17 protein-coding genes and 2 pseudogenes are annotated in these 19,622 nt (G+C 68.5%); 10 read left to right on the forward strand and 9 right to left on the reverse strand.

The window, feature by feature from the left end:
- The 5 genes from ACWF82_RS06675 (at nucleotide 1) to ACWF82_RS06695 (ending at nucleotide 4,344) form a co-directional block, all read left to right on the forward strand.
- Complete coding sequence (locus ACWF82_RS06675; protein ID WP_452498686.1) at nucleotides 1-192, forward strand: rubredoxin; 192 nt, start codon at nucleotides 1-3, stop codon at nucleotides 190-192.
- Entirely contained in the window at nucleotides 189-1,460 is a 1,272-nt protein-coding gene (locus tag ACWF82_RS06680; protein WP_452498688.1) for an NAD(P)/FAD-dependent oxidoreductase, read from the forward strand. The genes ACWF82_RS06675 and ACWF82_RS06680 overlap by 4 nt, the downstream gene beginning before the upstream one ends.
- An 82-nt stretch (nucleotides 1,461-1,542) precedes the next feature.
- Nucleotides 1,543-2,724, forward strand: coding sequence for a thiolase family protein (locus ACWF82_RS06685; protein WP_365011428.1), 1,182 nt, complete (start codon nucleotides 1,543-1,545; stop codon nucleotides 2,722-2,724).
- Between the two features lie 37 nt (nucleotides 2,725-2,761).
- Nucleotides 2,762-3,523 carry a crotonase/enoyl-CoA hydratase family protein gene (locus ACWF82_RS06690; protein ID WP_452498691.1) on the forward strand — a complete coding sequence of 254 codons (762 nt, stop codon included), beginning with the start codon at nucleotides 2,762-2,764 and terminating at the stop codon, nucleotides 3,521-3,523.
- A gap of 50 nt (nucleotides 3,524-3,573) precedes the next feature.
- Complete coding sequence (locus ACWF82_RS06695) at nucleotides 3,574-4,344, forward strand: SDR family NAD(P)-dependent oxidoreductase (RefSeq protein WP_452498693.1); 771 nt, start codon at nucleotides 3,574-3,576, stop codon at nucleotides 4,342-4,344.
- A gap of 69 nt (nucleotides 4,345-4,413) precedes the next feature.
- Here ACWF82_RS06695 and ACWF82_RS06700 read toward each other — a convergent pair whose 3' ends face one another.
- Nucleotides 4,414-6,099 carry an FAD-dependent oxidoreductase gene (locus ACWF82_RS06700; protein ID WP_452498695.1) on the reverse strand — a complete coding sequence of 562 codons (1,686 nt, stop codon included), beginning with the start codon at nucleotides 6,097-6,099 and terminating at the stop codon, nucleotides 4,414-4,416.
- A 204-nt stretch (nucleotides 6,100-6,303) separates the two neighbouring features.
- Here ACWF82_RS06700 and ACWF82_RS06705 point away from each other — a divergent pair, with 204 nt between their 5' ends.
- Both ACWF82_RS06705 and ACWF82_RS06710 read left to right on the forward strand, forming a co-directional pair.
- Entirely contained in the window at nucleotides 6,304-7,152 is an 849-nt protein-coding gene (locus ACWF82_RS06705; protein WP_452498696.1) for an SDR family oxidoreductase, read from the forward strand.
- Nucleotides 7,153-7,196: 44 nt separating this feature from the next.
- Nucleotides 7,197-7,995 (forward strand): annotated as a pseudogene (locus tag ACWF82_RS06710) (enoyl-CoA hydratase/isomerase family protein).
- A gap of 13 nt (nucleotides 7,996-8,008) precedes the next feature.
- Here ACWF82_RS06710 and ACWF82_RS06715 read toward each other — a convergent pair.
- Nucleotides 8,009-8,836, reverse strand: coding sequence for a TetR family transcriptional regulator (locus ACWF82_RS06715; protein ID WP_452498698.1), 828 nt, complete (start codon nucleotides 8,834-8,836; stop codon nucleotides 8,009-8,011).
- Between the two features lie 161 nt (nucleotides 8,837-8,997).
- Between ACWF82_RS06715 and ACWF82_RS06720 the strand changes: the two genes are divergently transcribed.
- Nucleotides 8,998-9,906, forward strand: coding sequence for an HpcH/HpaI aldolase/citrate lyase family protein (locus tag ACWF82_RS06720; protein WP_452498700.1), 909 nt, complete (start codon nucleotides 8,998-9,000; stop codon nucleotides 9,904-9,906).
- A 34-nt stretch (nucleotides 9,907-9,940) separates the two neighbouring features.
- Here ACWF82_RS06720 and ACWF82_RS06725 read toward each other — a convergent pair whose 3' ends face one another.
- The 6 genes and pseudogenes from ACWF82_RS06725 to ACWF82_RS06750 all read right to left on the reverse strand — a co-directional run bounded on the left by ACWF82_RS06725 (nucleotide 9,941) and on the right by ACWF82_RS06750 (nucleotide 16,699).
- A complete protein-coding gene (locus ACWF82_RS06725) occupies nucleotides 9,941-11,170 on the reverse strand; it encodes a CoA transferase (protein WP_452498702.1) in 1,230 nt (409 codons plus the stop codon).
- A complete protein-coding gene (locus ACWF82_RS06730) occupies nucleotides 11,167-12,717 on the reverse strand; it encodes an AMP-binding protein (RefSeq protein ID WP_452499155.1) in 1,551 nt (516 codons plus the stop codon). The genes ACWF82_RS06725 and ACWF82_RS06730 overlap by 4 nt, the downstream gene beginning before the upstream one ends.
- Nucleotides 12,718-12,879: 162 nt before the next feature.
- A pseudogene (locus ACWF82_RS06735) lies at nucleotides 12,880-13,929 on the reverse strand (AMP-binding protein); the annotation flags it as partial.
- Between the two features lie 6 nt (nucleotides 13,930-13,935).
- A complete protein-coding gene (locus ACWF82_RS06740; RefSeq protein WP_379034739.1) occupies nucleotides 13,936-14,652 on the reverse strand; it encodes a TetR/AcrR family transcriptional regulator C-terminal domain-containing protein in 717 nt (238 codons plus the stop codon).
- Nucleotides 14,649-15,449 carry an enoyl-CoA hydratase/isomerase family protein gene (locus tag ACWF82_RS06745; RefSeq protein WP_452498704.1) on the reverse strand — a complete coding sequence of 267 codons (801 nt, stop codon included), beginning with the start codon at nucleotides 15,447-15,449 and terminating at the stop codon, nucleotides 14,649-14,651. Before ACWF82_RS06745 ends, ACWF82_RS06740 begins: the two co-directional genes overlap by 4 nt.
- Nucleotides 15,446-16,699 (reverse strand): CaiB/BaiF CoA transferase family protein, encoded by a 1,254-nt coding sequence (locus ACWF82_RS06750; RefSeq protein ID WP_452498706.1) that lies wholly within the window; start codon nucleotides 16,697-16,699, stop codon nucleotides 15,446-15,448. The genes ACWF82_RS06745 and ACWF82_RS06750 overlap by 4 nt, the downstream gene beginning before the upstream one ends.
- A gap of 155 nt (nucleotides 16,700-16,854) precedes the next feature.
- Between ACWF82_RS06750 and ACWF82_RS06755 the strand changes: the two genes are divergently transcribed.
- Nucleotides 16,855-17,766, forward strand: a complete 912-nt coding sequence (locus tag ACWF82_RS06755) for a TIGR03619 family F420-dependent LLM class oxidoreductase (protein ID WP_452498708.1) — start codon at nucleotides 16,855-16,857, stop codon at nucleotides 17,764-17,766.
- 45 nt (nucleotides 17,767-17,811) lie between these two features.
- Nucleotides 17,812-18,204, forward strand: coding sequence for a pyridoxamine 5'-phosphate oxidase family protein (locus tag ACWF82_RS06760; protein ID WP_452498709.1), 393 nt, complete (start codon nucleotides 17,812-17,814; stop codon nucleotides 18,202-18,204).
- A 78-nt stretch (nucleotides 18,205-18,282) separates the two neighbouring features.
- On the opposite strand, the gene ACWF82_RS06765 is transcribed toward ACWF82_RS06760, so the two are convergent.
- On the reverse strand, nucleotides 18,283-19,491 hold the full coding sequence (locus ACWF82_RS06765) for an amidohydrolase family protein (RefSeq protein ID WP_452498710.1): 1,209 nt from the start codon (nucleotides 19,489-19,491) through the stop codon (nucleotides 18,283-18,285).
- Between the last annotated feature and the right edge of the window lie 131 nt (nucleotides 19,492-19,622).

The following is a 19,622-nucleotide window of genomic DNA, read 5'->3' on the forward strand; positions in this document are numbered from 1 at the left end:
ATGACCGACACCACCACGGCTCACAAGCTCTTCCGCTGCGTCATCTGCGGCTGGGAGTACGACGAGGAACTGGGCTGGCCCGACGACGGCATCGCGCCCGGCACTCGCTGGGCTGACATCCCTGACGACTGGACCTGCCCGGACTGCGGTGCGGAGAAATCCGACTTCGAGATGATCGAGGTCGCGCGGTGACGGTTCCACGCCGCGGGCAGGTCGTGATCGTCGGTTCCGGCATCGCCGGCGTCAGCGCCGCCAGAACTCTGCGTACGGAAGGGTTTGCGGGGTCGATCGTGCTGGCCGGTGCCGAACGGGCGGAACCGTACCGGCGCCCGATGGTGTCCAAGGAACTGTTGTCCGGCGCGGTCGGCGCGGAACGGGCCCGGCTCGAACAGCCGGCCTTCTGGGCGGACATGAGCATCGAGCTACGGACTGCCGCGATCGCCACCCGCGTCGATGCCGATGCTGCCCGTGTCGAGTTCGAGGACGGGTCCGCGGTGGCATACGACGCTGTGGTGCTGGCGACCGGTGGCCGCGCGAAACGGCTGGACCACCTCGTTCCCGGTGCGTACACGGTGCGGCAGCTGGCTGATGTCGATGCGCTGCGGCCGGTGCTCGGCACGGCCGCACCGGTCGGCGAGACCCTGTCGGTGCTGGTCATCGGCGGCGGTTTGATCGGTATGGAGGTGGCCGCGGCCGTACGCGGTACCGGGGCCGAGGTCACCGTGCTGGAAGCTGCCGATCGGGTGCTCGAGCGCGTACTGCCACCGGCGATCTCGGCGAGTTACGAACGCCTGCACCGTGATCGCGGTGTCGGGGTGTACACCGGAGTGCGGCTCGTCTCGGCGTATATCCAGGACGGAGCGACCACGGTGTCCGCCGAGGACGGCCGGTCCTGGCGTGGCGATGTCGTGATCGTCGCCGTGGGGATGGCGCCGGAGACCGGCCTGGCCGAGGCAGCCGGGCTCACCGTCGCCGACGGCGTCGTCGTAGACGAGTACTGTGCGGCCTCGGCACCCGCGGTGTTCGCCGCCGGAGATGTCGCCCGGTTCCCCAACTCGATCCTGGGCGGGACCGAACGGGTCGAGCACTGGAACCATGCCCAGGCGCACGGCAGTGCCGCGGCGCGGAGCGCGCTCGGTCACGGATCGCCCTACCGCGACGTCCCGTGGTGCTGGACCAGCCAGTTCGGCCGCACCCTGCAGATCACCGGATGGCCCACTCGCGGTGACGAACTCGTCGTTCACGGTGACATCGACGGCGGCTCCTTCCTCGCGCTGTCCCTGGAGAAGGACCGGCTGGTCGGTGTTCTCGGAGTCGGTAGGCCCAAGGATGTCCGCGCCGCACAGGATCTGATCGGGGGCGGTGCCCAGCTCCCTCGCGACCTGCTCGGCGCCGGCGACCTCGACCTGGTGGCGGCCGCCGCGACGCTCCGTTCCACCGGCGCACCGGCGGCGCCGTGACGCCCCGCAACCCCACTGCTGTCACCCAACAGACCAACGCCGCACCGCCCGGTGCGGCCCAGAGAGACGAAGGTTGAGAGATATGGCCAAACCGGTCATCGTCAGCGCGGTACGGACCGCGATCGGGCGGTCCTTCAAAGGCGCGCTCGTCAATGTGGCATCGGAGACCCTCGCCACCGAGATCCTGACCGAGGCGGTCCGCCGCTCCGGTATCGACCCGGCCGAGGTGGACGATGTCATCCTCGCCGAATTGAACTACGGCGGTGGCGATCTCGCCCGGCACGCCGCGGTGGCCGCCGGGATGACCGGCGTGCCAGGCCAGGCCGTGAACAGGCACTGCGCGGGCAGCCTGACCTCGATCGCCAACGCCGCGGCCCACATCAGCGCAGGCGTGGAACGGGTCATCGTCGCCGGTGGTGTGCAGTCGCTGTCGACGGCCCCGCTGATGAAGTGGCGGGTGCCCGGCGTCGGCCCCGATCTTGAGTTCCGCGAGCCCTGGATCCCGCCGTCGCATCCGGAGACCCCCGACGCCCCGGCGACCGACATGTCGATCACGGTCGGCTGGAACACCGCCAAGAAGGTCGGCATCAGCCGCCAGGAGATGGACGAATGGGCGCTGCGCTCCCACCAGCGGGCGATCGCCGCCATCGATGAGGGCCGCTTCGCCGAGGAGATCCTGCCGTTGAAGGTGGCCCAGGCCGACGGCTCGGTCCTCGATTTCGCGGTCGACGAGCATCCCCGCCGCGACACCACCCTCGAGCGGCTGGCCTCGCTGCCGGTGCTGCACCCCGGGATCGAGGGCTTCTCCATCACCGCGGGTAACAGCAGTGGCATCAACGACGCGGCTGCCGCGGTCACCGTCACCGCCGACGACTACGCCGCAGGTGCCGGTCTCGAGGTGCTGGCCACGGTCCGCACCTGGGCCAATGTCGCTGTGACTCCGGCCGACAACGGGATCGCCGCGGTCGAGGTGGTCGGCAAGGTTCTCGATCGCGCGGGGCTGAAGGTCTCCGATGTGGCGCTGTGGGAGATCAACGAAGCCTTCGCCTCGGTCCCGATCGCCGCCTGCCGCAAGCACGGCATCGACGAGTCGAAGGTGAACTTCTCCGGCAGCGGGTGCAGCCTCGGCCACCCGATCTCGGCCTCCGGTGCTCGCCAGGTGGCGACGCTGATCTACGAGCTGCGCCGCCGCGGCGGAGGGATCGGTGTCAGCGCCATGTGCGCCGGTGGCGGTATGGGCGGCGCCCTGGTCATCGAAGTCTGAGCACCCGGCAATCCCCGAACAGAACAAGGAGGTACCTGTGTCGGACGAAGTACAGGTCGAACGACGCGGCCGGACACTGGTCGTCACGATCAACCGGCCGCAGGCGCGCAATGCGGTGAATCTCGCGGTCAGCCAGGGGCTGGCCGACGCCATGGACGAACTCGACGGCGACCCCGAACTGTCGGTCGCGGTGCTGACCGGCAGTGGCGGAAACTTCAGCGCCGGAATGGATCTGAAGGCCTTCGCGGCGGGGGAGTACCCGTACGTGGCCGGTCGGGGTCTCGGCTTCACCGAGAAGCCGCCGCTCAAGCCGATCATCGCCGCGGTCGAGGGGTACGCCCTGGCCGGCGGCACCGAACTGGTGCTGGCGACCGATCTGGTCGTGGCCTCGCGCACCGCGCAGTTCGGTGTCCCCGAGGTCAAGCGCGGCTTGGTCGCCGGTGGCGGCGCCCTGCTGCGGCTGCCGCGGCGGATCCCCTACCAGAAGGCCCTGGAGCTGTCCCTGACCGGCGACACCTTCACCGCCGCGGACGCCGCGTCGTGGGGTCTGGTGAACGAGCTGGCCGAACCGGGCGAAGCCCTGGACCGGGCACTGGCTCTGGCCGAGCGGATCACCGCCAACGGGCCGGTCGCCGTCGCGGTGACCAAGCAGGTGATCGTCGAGGCGGCCGCGTGGCACCCCGACGAGATGTGGCAGAAGCAGATGGCTCTCATCGGCCCGGTCTTCGCCACCGAGGACGCCAAGGAAGGCGCGAAAGCCTTCGCCGAGAAGCGAACCCCCCAGTGGACGGGCAAGTGAGGCCGTACGGCCGCCTTGTCCGCCGTCGAACCGAGAAGTGAGGAGAAACAGTGTCGTTCGAAGGTGAAGTGGTGTTGGTGACCGGCGGTGCCGGTGGCCTCGGTGCCGCGACGGTGCGCAAGGTGCACGCCGAGGGCGCGGCCGTGGTGATCGCCGACCTCAATGACGAGAAGGGCAACGCCCTGGCGACCGAGCTGGGCAACAAGGCCGTCTACGTGCGGACCGACGTGCTCGACGAGGCCTCGGTGGAGAACGCGATCGCCGCGGCCGCCGACCTGGGCACACTGCGCTACGCGGTGATCGCCCACGGTGGCTTCGGTGTGCTGGAGAAGGTGGTCAACCGGGACGGATCCCCGCACACGCTGAAGGGTTTCACCGACACCATCGCGCTCTACCTCACGGGCACCTACAACGTGCTGCGGCTCGCGGCGGCCGCGATGGCCAAGCTCGAGCCCAAGGCCGACGGTGAACGCGGTTCCGTGGTGATGACCAGCTCGATCGCGGGCTACGAGGGTCAGATCGGCCAGTCCGCCTACGCGGCGGCCAAGGGTGGCGTGATCGGTCTGACGCTGGTCGCCGCCCGCGATCTGAGCGCGGTGGGCATCCGGGTCAACAGCATCGCGCCGGGCACCATGCACACCCCGATCATGGATTTCCTCGGCGAGGAGAAGCTCGCGCAGTTCGCCGCGTCCGTGCCGTTCCCGAAGCGGCTCGGCGCACCCGTGGAATACGCGTTGCTGGCCCAGCACCTGCTCGAGAACCCCTACATCAACGGGGAAGTGGTGCGTATCGACGGCGGTCAGCGCTTCCAGCCGAAGTGAGCTGTGCCGTCACCACGGCCGCCCGAAACCACTACCGCCGCTCCGTGACCCGGAGCGGCGGTAGTGCTGTCAGGACTGCTGGGGTGCGGCGGCCGCGGCGAGCAGTGCGGCGCGGGTGGTCAGTTTGACGCGCGGTCTGCCGGTGGCGGCACCCGCGGCCAGTTCGGCGCGGTCGATGGCCGCCCAGCCGTCCCGGTCGATGCGGTCGGGCTGCCTGCGGTCGAGCAGCTCGGTGAGTGCGTCCCGGTCGCCGCTGGGAGATGCCAGGCGCCCCGCGGCGAAGTCGGCCAGGATGGCCTCGACCGTCTCCTGCGCGTCGAGACGGTTGGTCCCGATGACGCCCTGCGGACCGCGCTTGATCCAGCCGGTCACGTAGACCCGGTCCACCGGTGCGCCGTCCGATCCGACGACCCGGCCGTGCTCGTTGGGGATCACGCCACGCGATGGATCGAAGGGCAGGCCGGGTTGCGGCGTGCCCCGGTAGCCGACCGAGCGGAGTACGAGTGCGGCCGTGAGGGTTTCGGTGCGGTCGGTGGGGTGGGCATGCAGGTGCCCGTCCTGCTCGGTGAGCTCGTTGTGGACCAGCTGGACGGCCTCGACCTTGCCGTCGCCGGTCAGTCCGGTCGGGGAGGCGAGATAGCGGAAGACGATGCGGCGGTGTCCAGGTGTGCAGGCCGACTTCGAGTATTGCTGTGCCACGGAATATTTCAGCCGCAGCGACGGCTCCGCCGCGGAATCGTCGAGCACGGCGCGGCTTCCGGGATCCAGATCGAGGTCGGCCTCCTCGACGACGATGTCGACACCCTCGAGGTGGCCCAGCGCGAGGAACTCCGGACCGGTGCAGGCCGCCTGCAGCGGACCGCGCCGCCCGATCAGGACGACCTCGGTGATGCCGCTCGCCCGCAGGGCCGCGAGCGCGTGCTCGGCGATATCGGTCCGGCGCTCGAGCAGATCCGGCGGCATCGTCAGGATCCGGGCCACATCCAGGGCGACATTGCCGTTGCCGATGATCACCGCGCGCGGACCCGACAGGTCGAATACCCGGTCGGCGTAGTCGGGGTGGCCGTTGTACCAGGCGACGAACTCCGTGGCGGAATGTGATCCGGGCAGATCCTCGCCCGGGATGCCGAGCCCGCGGTCACCGGAGGCGCCGACCGCGTACAGCACCGCGTGGTGGTCGGCCAGCAGCTCCGCATGCGAGACATGCACGCCCACTTCGACATTCAGATGGAGCCCGACGGCATCGCGTTTCAGGACCGACTCGAACCTGGTCGTCACCGCCTTGGTGCTCTGATGATCCGGAGCCACCCCGGAACGGAGCAGGCCCCACGGGGTGGGTAGCCGGTCGAAGATCTCGATCTCGGCCGTGCATCGCCGGAGCAGTTCCTCGGCGGCGTAGCAGGCCGCGGGACCCGCGCCGACGATGGCCACCCGCAGTGGGCCGAGGTCTTTCGGTACCCGCAGGGGCGCGACGGCGGGATCGGACGCGGGCATCAGCGGATACTGCCGGAAGTACGCGGCGTTGATGTCGGCGAATCTGCGCAGTACGTCGGGCAGTTCGTCCTCGGCGAAGACGGCGTCCACCGGGCACGCGTCGGCGCAGGCGCCGCAGTCGATGCAGGTGTCGGGATCGATGTAGAGCATCTCGGCGGTCGCGAATTCCGGTTCGTTCGGACGTGGCCGGATGCAGTCGACCGGGCAGTCGGAGACGCAACTGGCATCGTTGCAGCAGCGCTGGGTGATGACGTAGGCCATGGTGTTCCGCTCCTCGGGGGGCAGGGTGGGGGTGAGCCGTCGTCGACGGGCAAGAGCGCAGGCCGGATTCGGCCGGGAAAAGATATACTGTCAGTATTACAGTAAGCGTGATTGGACGCAGCCTCCAGGGGTATGTACTGTAATGGCAACAGTACGATCACCCGCCGGCCTGGCCGGCGGGTCGAGCAGATCGGAGGCCGGCCGATGCCCGACGGTGACAGAGCCCTCGCGCAGCGAACGATGATCATGTCCGGCGGCAGCCGCGGCATCGGACTCGAGATCGCCAGGCGGGCGGCCGCGGACGGGGCCTGCATCACCCTGATCGCCAAGACCGACCAGCCGCACGCGAGTTTGCCCGGCACCATCCACACCGCCGCCGAGGAGCTCGAGGCGGCGGGCGGCACCGTGCTGAAGGTGATCGGCGATGTCCGCAGGGACGAGGTCGTCGCGACGGCGGTCGAGCAGACCGTCGAGCGGTTCGGCGGGATCGACATCGTGGTCAACAACGCGTCCGCGATCGACCTGTCGCGCACCGAGGACCTGCCGATGAAGGCCTATGACCTGATGCAGGACATCAACTGCCGTGGCAGTTTCCTGCTCGCCAAGACGGCGCTGCCGCATCTGCGGAAATCGGCTGGGGCGGGGCGCAATCCGCACATCCTGACCATGTCGCCGCCGCTGAACCTCGAGCCGCGCTGGGCCGGCGCCCATCTCGGCTACACCATCGCCAAGTACGGCATGTCGCTGGTCACGCTGGGGCTCGCCGAGGAGTTGCGTGGCAGCGGCATCTGGGTCAACTCCCTGTGGCCGCGCACGACGATCGCGACCGCGGCGATCCGCAACCGGCCCGGTGGCGAACAGCGCGTGGCCACCTCGCGGAAGCCGCGGATCTGCGCCGACGCCGCCTATCTGGTGTTCACCGCGCCACCCGGAAAGTACACGGGCAGGTTTCTCATCGACGACGACGTGCTGGCCGAGCACGGCGTCACCGACTTCGGCCGATACCGGGCGGTGCCGGGCCTGGCTCCGCTCAATACCGACCTCTTCCTGTGAGCTTGCACCGGGTGACACCGGCAGGGCGGAAGGATCCGATCCCGATGACCGACATCCTGCGCCGTGAGCGCAACGGCCGCGTCGTGACGCTCACGCTCAATCGGCCCCGCCGCAAGAACGCGATCACCCTCGAACTGGGACGCGCTGCGCGGTGCGCTGGACACGATCGCCCACGAACCCGGCGTGGGGGCCGTCGTCCTCACGGGGGCGGGCGGAGCCTTCTGCTCGGGCGCCGACGTCGTCGACAGCGACCCCTACGCCGCACCGTTCCGGAAGTTGCGGGCTATCACCGATGTCGCCCAGTACCTGCACGACCTGCCCGTCCCCACCGTCGCGAAGGTGCGCGGTGTCGCGGTCGGCGCCGGATGGAACCTGGCGCTGGGCTGCGACCTGGTCGTCGCGACACCGGACGCGACGTTCTCCCAGGTGTTCACCCGGCGTGGGCTCTCGATCGACTGCGGGGGGTCGTGGCTGCTGCCCAAGCTCGTCGGCGTCCAGCAGGCCAAGCGGCTCGCGCTGCTCGCGGAAACGATCGACGCGGCCGAAGCGCGCGAACTCGGCCTGCTCACCTGGATCAGGCCCGAGGCGGAGATCGACGAGTTCGTCGACGGGATCGCGCGGCGACTCGCCGCGGGCCCGCCGATCGCGATCTCGCAGACCAAGGCCCTGCTCAACGAGGGAGTGGACCGCTCCCTGCGTGAGGCCCTGGCCGGCGAGTCGCGTGCGCAGGCAGTCAATTTCGCCGTCGCGGATCTGCCGGAGGCCTATGCGGCGTTCGCGCAGAAGCGAGAGACCGCGTTCACCGGCCGATGGAATGTCCGTCGGCCCGATGACCTGCCGTAGCGGCCTGCGTCGGCTACTCGGTGCCCGCCGCCGCACGGGTGCGGCGCGGGGCGGCAGCCTTCCGGGCCGTCGCGGTCTTCTTCGCCGCGGTGGCCTTCTTGGCGGGTTTCGCGGATGTCTTCTTCGCCGGGGTCTTCTTGGCCGGTGTGCCGATCAGGCGAACGGCTCGCTCGAGAATGCAGTCGAGCCCGTATTCGAAATTGTGCTCGTCCGGCGCGCCGCTGTGGTGGCCCCTGGCACCGGCTTCGGCCAGCAGCGGCGTGTTTTCCGGTGAGATCTGCAGGTGTTCGTAGTACGCACCCGGCTCGTCGCCGGATTCCTTGTTCTTGTCGTACAGCCGCTGCAGGACCACCGAGCCTCGCGTGTGCAGCTGCACCGCGGAATAGGTGTCGACGGCGTCATCGATCGACATCCCCGCGTCGACGAGGCTGGCGACGACTTTCTCGGTCATCACGGCTCCGACCTGTGCCGCGCGCTGACTCAGCGCTCCGCGGATGAGGATCAGATCGCACAGGATCGGGTTGCCCAGGAATGTCTTGCGCATGGTGCGCGCGTGATTGCGCAGGGTGTCCTGCCAGTCATCGGTTTCGATGAACGGAGCGGCATTCTCGTATTGCTGCAACGCCCGGTCGGTCATGGCGTTGAGCAGTTCGTCCTTCTTGCGGAAGTACCAGTAGATGCTGGTGACGCCGACACCGAGGTGCTTGCCGAGCAGTGGCATGCTCAGGTTGTCCAGGGAGACCTCCTCGGCGAGCTCGAAGGCGCGGTCGAGAATGTCGTCGGGGTTCAGCGAACCCCGCTCACGCCGTGGGCGCTTGTCCGTGGTTGCTCGTTTCGTCATCTGTGGCCACCTTCGTGCAGTCTTTGGTGCGGTTTCTATGTCGGTGCGCGGCTTTTGTTATTTACCACAGTAACCATTACCGATGGGATTTCCGCTGCTCGGCGCGCGGGCGAGCAGGCGTGGCGGTGATCGACCGAATTGAATACAGTAACATTAACGGGATGATATTCAGTGATGAGCCGGGCGCAGGTGCCGACCTCGGTTGGAGATCGTGGTTGTTCGCTCCTGCCGACAGTGAGCGGAAGATGACGAAAGCCGCGGGGAGCTCGGCCGATATCGTGATCATCGATCTCGAGGACGCGGTAGCGCAGGATCGCAAAGCCCACGCTCGTGCCCTGTGCGCGGAATTCCTGGCAGGCTGCCCCGCCGCGGACCAGCGGCGGCTGTGGGTCCGGGTGAACCCGTTCGACGGCCCGCACACACTGGCGGACCTGGCGGCGGTGATGCCCGCCCGGCCCGGCGGCATCATGCTGCCCAAAGCCCGGGGCGGCCAGGATCTCCGGACGCTGGACAACTATCTGTCCGCACTGGAAGTCGCCGGCGGAATACCGCCCGGGCAGACCGCGGTCATCGCGCTGGCTCCGGAGACCGCCGAATCGGTCCACACCATGGGGACCTATCGGGGTGTGCCCCGGCTGGCCGCTGTGACCTGGGGCGTCGCCGACCTCGCGGCCGAGATCGGCGCCGAGGCGGTGAGCGGCGCCGACGGACGGTTCGGCCCGGTCCTCGAAACGGCGCGCAGCCTGTGCCTGTTCGGCGCCGCTGCCGCCGGCGCGGTCGCCGTCGACACCATTCACACCGACTATCGCGACTCCGCAGGGCTGCGGGCGCGCTGTATCCGTGCCAGGCAGGACGGTTTCGGTGGCATGCTGGCGATCCATCCGGACCAGGTCGGGATCATCAACGACGTGTTCTCGCCGACCGAGGCCGAACTGGCCGCCGCGCAGGAGATCGTGGATCTGTTCGCCGCCGACCCCGCGGCAGGCGCGATCGGGCACCGCGGTGCCCTGCTCGACCGGCCGCACCTCACCCGGGCCAAGGCGCTGCTCTCGAGGCAGCGCCGGAGCTGACCGGGCCGACCGGTCACCCGGCGACGCAGGCGGATCAGGTGTCGGCCGCCAGGACCGCTGCCTTTTGCAAGTCCGTGATGGCCGGGGTCGAGAGTCCGATCAGGTCGCGCAGGACGGCGGTGGTGTGCTGGCCGAGTGCCGGCGCGGTCTGCGCGGGCGTGTGGGTGCCGTTGATCGAGGCCGGAGCGCCGGGCGCGAGATAGGTGCCGATGCCCGGCTGATCCAGGTGCGAGAACAGTGGATTCGCGGTGACTTTCGGGTCGGCGGCGACTTCGCCGAAGGTCCGGTAACGCTCCCACAGCAGGGATGTGCCCGCCAGCCCCGCCGCGATCTGCGCGCCTGTGCGGGCCCGGAACCACGGCGTGAAGAGACCGGTGAGTACCTCGCGATGGCGATAGCGATCCCCTTCGTCGGCGAAGTTCGCCGCCAGCGCGGCGGCGAGCGCGTCGACGACGTGGCCGGTCCCGGTGAGCCCGGTGAGATCCCGGAAGTGCCGCGCGGTCAGTGCCACCACCATGAAGGTCGCGCCGTCGGTTCCGGTGAAATGCCCACCGAACTGGCCGTAGATGGCGTTGCCGAGCCGGGGACGGGTGCGCTCGCACACCATCGCCTCGGTGAGGAACCCGAGGTTGCCCGCCGTGGCCAGGGCGACGTCTTCCAGCGGCAGCGAGATCCGGCTGCCCTCCCCGGTGGCGTCGCGGTGCCGGACCGCGGCGGCGATCGCGAGCGCCGCGTACAGGCCGCACAGCAGGTCCCACACGGGCACGACATGATTGACCGGTTCGGCGTGGTCGACCGGTCCGGTGGCGAGCGGGAAGCCGGTGGCCGCGTTCACGGTGTAGTCGACGGCGGTCGACCCGTCCGCACGCCCGAGGATTTCGAGATGGATCAGATCGGGCCGCTGGGCGACCAGGGCGGCATGGCTGTGCCAGTCGCGACCGGACACATTGGTCAGCAGGATTCCGCCCGCGGGGCCACCCGCCGTGATCAGCCGGCTGATCAGTTGCTGTCCCACCGGCGAGCGGAGATCGGCCGCGACCGAGCGTTTGCCCTTGTTCAGGCCGGTCCAGTAGATGCTGGCGCCGTCGTCGGTCAACGGCCAGCGGTGGACATCGGCCGCGCCACCGAGCGGGTCGACCCGGATGACCTCGGCGCCGAGCTGGCTCAGGGTCATCCCGGCCAGCGGTGCGGCCACGAAGCTGGAGATCTCGACCACCCTGACCCCGGCCAGCGGCTGTGTCGCGGACTGCTGATGCTCGGTCACCGACCGGCTCCTTCCGGCTGGGCAGACTGCAGCAGGGTGCGCAGACCGCGGATGTCGACTTTGCCGGTCGCACCGCGCGGTATCCGTTCGGGCGAATCCGCCAGCACCCACACAGTGGGTATCTTGAAGGCGCTCAACGACTCCCGGACCTGTTTGCGCAGTGTATCGGGCGTGGTCGCGCCGTCGCAGACCACGAGCGCGCCCACCCGCGCGCCGTGCTCGCCCGCGACATCGGTCACGCAGGCGTCGATGACGCCGTCGACACCGCGCAGTGCCCGCTCGACCTCGCTGGGATACACCGTCGCGCCACTGACTTTGAACATGTCGTCGGCACGTCCGTGATAGAAGAGGAAGCCCTGGTCGTCGAGGTGGCCGAGGTCACCTGTGCGGTAGAAGCCGTCCGGTGTCATGAATTCGGCGCGCTCGCGCAGGCACAGACCGCGCAGCAGGTGCGGACCGCGGAGCTCGATGACACCCACGTCACCGGCGGGCAGCGGAGAACCGTTGTCCTGGCCGGTGATCCGGACCTGCATCCCGGTAAACGGCTGCCCGCAGCTGCCCCAGGCCGACGCGGGCATGTCGGTGCCGGCGGGATACCCGCTGTACGGGCCGAATGATTCGGTCATCCCGAACAGGTTGGCGCGAGCACCGGGTCTGGGTCGTAGATCGGCGGGCAGCAACGCATCCAGGCTGCCGGGCCGCAGCGTCGTGACGGCGATATCGCCCGCCGCGGACGCCCGGGCGAGCGCTTCGGCCTGCTCGGGCCAGCCGCGGAACAGCGTCACCCCTTCCCTGCGCAACAGCTCGAGGGTGGAGTGAGGGTGGGGGACAGCCTCGGTGACGAGCGTTGCACCGGCGAGCAGTGTCGACAGCACTCCGCCGCCGAGGCCGCCGACCCAGAAGAACGGCATCGGCAAGTACAGGCGGGTGCTCTCGTCGATGGCGCGGGCAGGTAGTCCGGCCCGGACAGCGCCGAAAGCACTGCCGTGGGAGTGCAGGACTCCCTTGGGCATGCCACGACTTCCCGAGGTGAACAGAATGGCGAAGGTATCGGCAGCCGAGACGGATTCGGCCAGCGCCGTCGCGATCCGAACCGCTCGGCCGGTCGGCTTCGCGGCCAGGAGGCGGTCAGCGGTCCAGATCTGGCGGAGCGCCGGGAGTGACGGATCGGGCTCGACCGTTCCGTCCGTGTGCGCCGGCGGGAGATCCTCGAGATAGTTCCGGCCGCGGAATTCCGGCACGGTCACCACGATCCCGACCGCGGCCACCCGCAGTTGTGCCCGCAACTCCGGAGGACGCAACAGTGTGCTCAACGGCACCAGCGTTGCACCGATCCTGGTGAGCGCCACCGCGATCCGCACCCAGTCGATGCCGTTCGGCAGCAGCAGACCCACCCGGGTTCCCTTGCCGACACCGGAATCGACGAGCACGGCGGCCAGCTCCCGGGTGACCGAGTCGAGCTCGCGGTAGGTGAGCCGGCCACCGGGCTCGATCAGCGCCGCGACATCGCCGGACCGCTCCGCCCGATCGCGGATGAGCTGGTCCATGGTCGTGGCTGCGTGGTCGGCCGGGTTCGCCGGTGTCGGTGGCTCGATGCCGCGACCGACCGGATGAACGGCGCCGTCCTCGTCGCGATAGACGAGCTCGCCCGTATGGAACCATTGGTCGGGATCGAAGCACTCTTCACGGCTTCGCCGGTGGTAGCCCGGCATGACGAACGGTCCACGGAAACAGAACTCGCCGACCACTCCCGGATCGACCGCGGCACCGGTGTCGGGGTCGAGCACCGCGATATCGAAGCCGGGCACCGGAATTCCACCGATCCGGCCCGCGTCCCCGTAGAACAGGACCGAACCGCCCGCTTCCACCGAACCCGGTTGATCATCCCAACCGGCGGTGACCTCCAGGAGGTCGGCGGGGCCGGGGCTCCGCAGCGTCGCCCCGGCGAGCACCGCGGGAAGCAACCCGGACAGGATCCCGGCGGGGGAGGGGAGCGGGTGATCGGCACGCAGCACGGACTCCTCGGTCAGCGCACGTGTCCGGTTGCGGACACGATGACCACCGAGCAGCGTGCCGTGGGTATGTACGGCACCGGTGAGCGAGCCTCCCGTCGAGGGGAGGTAGAGCAGGCACAGCGGATCCGCGGCATGGACATCGTCTTCGAGGGCGGTGAGCTGCGCGTCGTCGACGGCGTCGGCCCATCGATCGACCTCCGGGACATACCGTGCCGGTGTCATGCTGTCGGTGACCACGTGGCGCAGCTGTGGTGCCGCCGTGCAATACCACCTCCCCTCGGCATCGAATTCCGCGCCGCGCAATGCCTCCGACACCACCCGGGCCGCGCTGGGTACATCGTTTTCCTGTGCGCGCAGGAGAATCCGAACATCGCTGTGGGCCAGTAGATCCCGGATTTCGACGGAACCGGCGGATGCGGGCAGCGGGACGGCGACAGCCCCGATACGCGCGACGGCGAGCAGCGCGACAACGAATTCAGCCCCATCGGGGTACAGCAGCCCGATGTGCACGCCCTTGCCCGCACCGAGTCCGGCGAGACCGCGGGCGAGGAGCGCCGAACGGCGTTCGGCGACACCGAAGGTCAACCGCTCGCCCTCTCGATCCAGCAGCGGCTTGTCCGGGAACGCTCGTGCGTGCGCGCGCAGCACTCCGCCCAGGGTCGTGGGTTCTGCGCCGGGTGCCTGCCGTGTCGGCTCCACCTCGGTACCGTCTTCCATCCAGGTTCTCCTGTCACACATGGCCATCCGCCGTTATGGGCTGCTTCGCATCGCGATGGCCTGCTGGGCACGGTCGAGCACCGAGGCAAGACCCCACTCGAAGTTGTGGTCGTCGGGGGCGCCGGAGCGGCGACCTTCGGCCATCGCCGCGGCGAGCAACGGTGTCGTCTCGGGTTCGATACGGATCACGTCGTAGTAGGCGGCTGCCTCGCTGCCCAGCTCCTGGTTCTTGTCATGGAGTCGCTGGAGCACCACCGATCCCTGGACGTGCAGGTTGACCGCCGAATAGACGGTGAAGGCGTCGTCGAGCGACAACCCGGCGCTGACCAGGTTCGCCACGGTCCGCTCCACCTGTTCGGCGCCCAGTCGCGCCGCGTGCTGGCTCAGCGCCGAGCGGATCAGGACCAGGTCGCACAGGATCGGGTTGTCGAGAAAGGTGCGGCGCATGATCCGTGCGTGCCGGGCCAGCGAATCCCGCCAATTGTGCGGCTCGACCGAGGGAAAAGGCACCGCGTACAGGTATTGCCGCAGCGCGCGGTCGGTCATGGCGTTGAGCAGATCGTCCTTCTTGCGGAAGTACCAGTAGATGCTGGTCACCCCGACGTCGAGGTGTTTGCCCAGCAACGGCATGCTGAGGCCGTCGACGGTGACCTGCTCGGCGAGTTCGAACGCGCCGTCGATGATGTCCTCCGGATTGAGCGAGCCACGTTCGCGCCTGCGGCGCGGCGCGCTGCCCTGACGGCCGCTCACGCGGTGACTTCCGTGGTGCGGGTGTAGCGCGGCTCGCGCTTTTCCGCGTAGGCGGCGAATGCCTCGAGCACGTCCGGCCCCGCGATATTGGCACCGGCCGCTGCCGCTTCGGCATCGAGGGCCTGCGGGAGGGTGCGACCGGTACCCGTGTTGAGCAGGTCCTTGGTCTGCCGGAGTGCCAAGGGCGGACCGGCGGCAAGGCGCTGGGCCAGGTCGGTCACGACACCGTCGATCGTGTCGGCGGTGTGCAGCCAGGTGACCAAACCCAGCTCGAGGGCTTGCGTTCCGTCGATCATCTCTGCCAGCAAGGCGAGGCGTTTGGCCTGCTGGAGGCCGACAAGACGCGGCAGCAGCCAGGAACCACCACAGTCCAGCGACAGCGCCCGGCGGGCGAAGATCTGGCAGAACCTAGTCTCCGGTGTCGCGATCACGAGATCGCACGCCAGCGCGAGGTTCCACCCCGCACCGACGGCGACACCGCGAACCTTGGCCAGCGTCGGCACGGGCAGTTCGTGCAGCAAGCGCACGGTGTCGTTGATGGTCGCGAGTTCCGCGCGGGGATCAGGGAATTCGTCCATACCCTCCGCATCGGCGATATCGGCACCGGCACAGAACGATTCGCCCGCACCGGTGAGGATCACCGCACGGACCATCTCGTCTCCGGCGATGTCGCTCAGCGCTGCCCGCAGCGCGTGCCACAGCGGGAAGCTGATCGCGTTCTTGCGGTGCGGGCGGTTCAGCGTCAGGGTGCGCACCCCGTCGGTCTGTTCGATGAGCAAGGTGGGTTCTGCGGTCACTGGATCGTCCTTTCGTCGTTGTTCCTGGCGGGCCCGAGCGCGCCCCGGCTGCGGAACTCCTCGATCTCCTCCGGCGTGAAACCCGCTCTCGTCAATACGGTTTCGGTGTGCTCACCCAGTGCCGGTACCGCGCCCATCGGCGGCTCGAAGCCGGCGATGACCGGCGGTGGCAGCAGCGCGGTGACCGGACCCGCCGGGGTCGGGATGTCGCGCCAGCGCCGCCGGGCCGCCAGGTGCGGATGCGTGATGACCTCTCCGGGCGTTCGGAACCGGGAATTGCCGATGCCGGCCGCATCCGCCTGCTCCTGGACGGCGTCGGCATCGTGGCCGGCGCACCAGCGGGCGATCTCTCGGTCGAGCTCGTCGCGCAGCCGCACCCGGTCGGCATTGGTGGCGTACCGGGGGTCGGCCGCCAGGTCCGGCCGGTTGATCAGGTCGCGGGCCAGGCGTTGCCATTCCCGGTCGTTGGTGGTGCCGAGTACGACCGTCTCACCGTCGGCGGTGCGGTACGCGCCGTAGGGGGCGACCGCGGGAGAACTCATGCCAAGTGGCTGCTGGTCGACCCCGGTGTGGCGGGTGTAGGTGAGGTGGTAGCCCATCAGCTCGGTCGCGGTGTCGAACAGGCTCACCGACGCGCTGGATGGCACGGCGGATCGCCTGTCCGGGGCGCGCTTGGCGCAGATCAGCGCCAGGATCGTCAGTGCGGCATACAGGCCGGAGCTCACATCGGCGATGGGTGGTCCTGGCTTCGCCGGCGCGTTCGGGGTACCGGTGACCGCACAGGTGCCCGACTCGGCCTGGATGAGCAGGTCGTACGCCCGCTTGTGTGACAGCGGCCCGCCCGCGCCGTAGCCATCGATCTCCATCACCACCAGCTCCGGGAATTCCGCCGCCAGCTGCTCGGCCGACAACCCGAGTGCGGCGGTCGCTCCCGGTGCGAGGTTGGACACGAAGACATCGGCGGTCCCGAGGATCCGTCGCAGGATCGCCCGGCCGCCGGGATCCTTGAGATCCAGCGCGACGGACTCCTTGCCACGATTCGCCCAGACGAAGTGCGCGGCGAGGCCGTGGACGACATCGTCGTAGTGCCGGGCGAAGTCGCCGCCCCGCGGATTCTCGATCTTGATCACGTGGGCGCCGAAGTCGGCGAGGACGCGCGTACACATCGGTGCCGACACCGCTTGCTCCAGCGCGACAACGGTGAGCCCGGACAGCGGCCCTCCCGGTTCTGCCTCGGCGGAAATCTGCACAGCTGACCTCGTTTGCGTCGTCGGGCCGGTGAAAGCGACCGCGAAAGTATGTACTGTAATATATACAGTAGCTAGAACTGCAAGGGCTACTGCCGACTGGGTGACCGAGCTGGGTCACGACTGCGCGAGGATCGGTGAGACAGAGGTTGTCAGCGATGAAGTACGTTCTGGAATACCCCAGTGAGCGTCCCGGCGCGTCGGAGGCGTTTCTGCATCCCGAGGTGATCCGCGAACTCACGGTCGCGGCCGAGGAGTGCGGATTCGCCGCGGTGGCGCTGAGCGAGCACCCCGCGCCGTCGCTGAAGTGGCGGCGCAACGGTGGGCACAACACGCTGGACCCGATCGCGGCGCTGAGCTACATCGCCGGCGTGACCTCACGGATTCGGTTACTCACCAATCTGTACGTGCTGCCGTTCCGGAACCCGTATCTGTCGGCGAAGGCGCTGGGAAGTCTGGACATCGTCTCCGGGGGCCGGCTGATCGCCGGTGTCGGAGCCGGATACCTGCGCGCAGAGTTCGCCGCGCTCGGCATCGATCACACGCGGCGGGGCCTGCTGCTCGATCAGTCGCTCGATGCGGTGTGCCGGATCTGGTCCGAGCCCGAATCTCCGGTCACGGGAGAAGGTTTCGGCGCGCCCGGACCGGTGTGGACGCAGAGTCCCGTGCAGCGGCCCCATCCACCGCTGTGGATCGGGGGAAACGGGGCCGCCGCCCGGCGCAGGGTCGTGCGTCACGGTGCCGGATGGATGCCCATCATCGCCGATCGAGGTATGGCCGCGGCGATGCGCACGACAGCGATCGAGAATGCCGAGGACTTCACCGGCGGCGTCGACGGCCTGCGTCGCGAACTGGCCGCCGCCGGACGCGATCCGGATTCCGTCGACATCCAGATCGTCTGCCCGGTGGTCGATTTCACCGACCGCTCCTCGGTGCGTGCCGCGATCGACGTACTGGAGGACCTCGGGAAGCGAGGCGCCACCTGGGCCGTCGTACATGCCGACAGCACGAGTCCCGACGCCGCTGTCCGGTCGATCCGGGCGTTCGCGGACTCGGTGATCGCGAGGTAGGCGCGACATGGAAATAGTCACAGCGAACCGAAGATGGAGTGTGTCATGACCGCACAGGTGCCCGCCGAGCTCGAGGACCTTCTCCGGCGGCCGATTGTCGGAATTCTCGGCACAGTCGCTCCGCACGGTGCTCCGGATCTGACGCCGATGCGCTTCACCTGGGACGGCGCACATCTGCGGATGAGTCATACGATTCCGCGCCGCAAGTTCACCAGCCTGCAGGCAAATCCGAACTACTCGTTCCTGATCACGGATCCGGAGGCTCCGTCGCGGTGCCTGGAGACCCGGGGGTGGTTGGTCACCGTGCTGGGGGATGAGAAGGGTGAGTTCTATCAGGAGCTGAACGAACTCTACGGTGACGCCCACGGCGGACTGCCCGCCGATGTGTACGACCGTGTCGTCTTGATTCTCGACGTCACCAGGTTCACGGTCAAATGAGAACAGCCGCCTGCCCCGGCACCGTCGATGTCTGATGCGGTGCTGGGGCAGACGGCCTGATGGGGTGGGTCCGCCGAGTCAGTCCAGCGTGACCTTCGCGCCGATCAGGTCGAGTGCGTTGTCGCGCATCACCTTTCGGGTGTCCTCGTAGGAGAATTCCGGGAACTGCGGGATATCCGCAGTGAACGTGGTCGGATCGGCAAGGCCCTCACCGTGCGGCCAGTCGGAGCCGAACAGGATCTTGTCGACGCCGATCGTCTCGGCCAGCAGCTTGACGTCGTCTTCGTAGTAGGGCGCGATCCAGACATTGTTCTTCAGCTGCTCGACCGGATCCTCCGTGAAATGGTACGGCGCGGTATTCGCCGCCTTCTTCAAGCGCTTGATCAGGCGGTAGACGAAGTACGAGCCGTTCTCGATGCTCGCGACCTTGAGCTTCGGGTGCCGGGTGAAGACCTGATGGACGATCATCGAGGCGATGGTGTCGTGGATCGCGCGGTCGTCCAGGAGGATCTGATCCAGCGGATCCTTCTTGCCGAATCCCTCGAATTGGGCCTTGCCTCCCCACAATGCGTTGATCGCGAGGTATCCGCTGTCGGACAGGTGGAAGCCGACCGGCACTCCCGCCTCGGCCAAGCGGGCCCACACCGCATCGTGCAACGGGTCGCCCAGCGATCGTGGGTGGGTGACGCCGGGCACCGGCGCCGGGCGGACCAGGATCATCTTGGCGCCCCGGTTCAGCACGAACTCGACTTCTTCGACCGCGGCAACGGGATCGGCCAGCGAAATGATCGGCGCCGCGATGATCCGATGGTCGGGCCGGTCGAATCCCCAGTCCTCGTCGAGCCACAGGTTGAAGGCATGCAGCGAGGCCATCGTCGCGGGGATGTCGTGCTTGAGAGCTTCCTCGACCCCGCAGGCGAAAGTGGGCAGCATGAAGACGGTTTCGAGCTTCTGCCTGTCCAGGACAGGTACGCGGGCGTCGCGCTGCTGGTACTCCGGGTGGTCCGCCAGGCGGTCGACTTTCATCAACGAGGCGGGATCCACGCCGTCCGGGATCTCACCGCGGAACAGCAGATCGAGGCAGCCGGGTTCGATGATGGGGTCGAACGTCGGGTTGGGGACGAAGTGATTGACCTTCCCGCCCATGATCGCGAGGGTGCGCCTGCCGTCCTGGACCATCTGCACACCGCGCTGCCTGAATTCCTTGGGCAAGTGGCGGGTGAACGCATCCAATGCTTCGTAGTAGTGGTTGTCGACGTCAATGGCCAGATAGTCCAGCGTTGTCATTCCCTGTCCCTTCGTTGCAGATACGCCATCGAGGCCTCGCGGCAGACCATCGCAGTCGGCCATACTGTATCTCTTCCAGTATTGCATTTCAGCCATCGGATGGCGAGCTTCCCGGGGTCTCGCGGCTGCAG

This window comes from Nocardia sp. NPDC055053 (genome assembly GCF_053608285.1).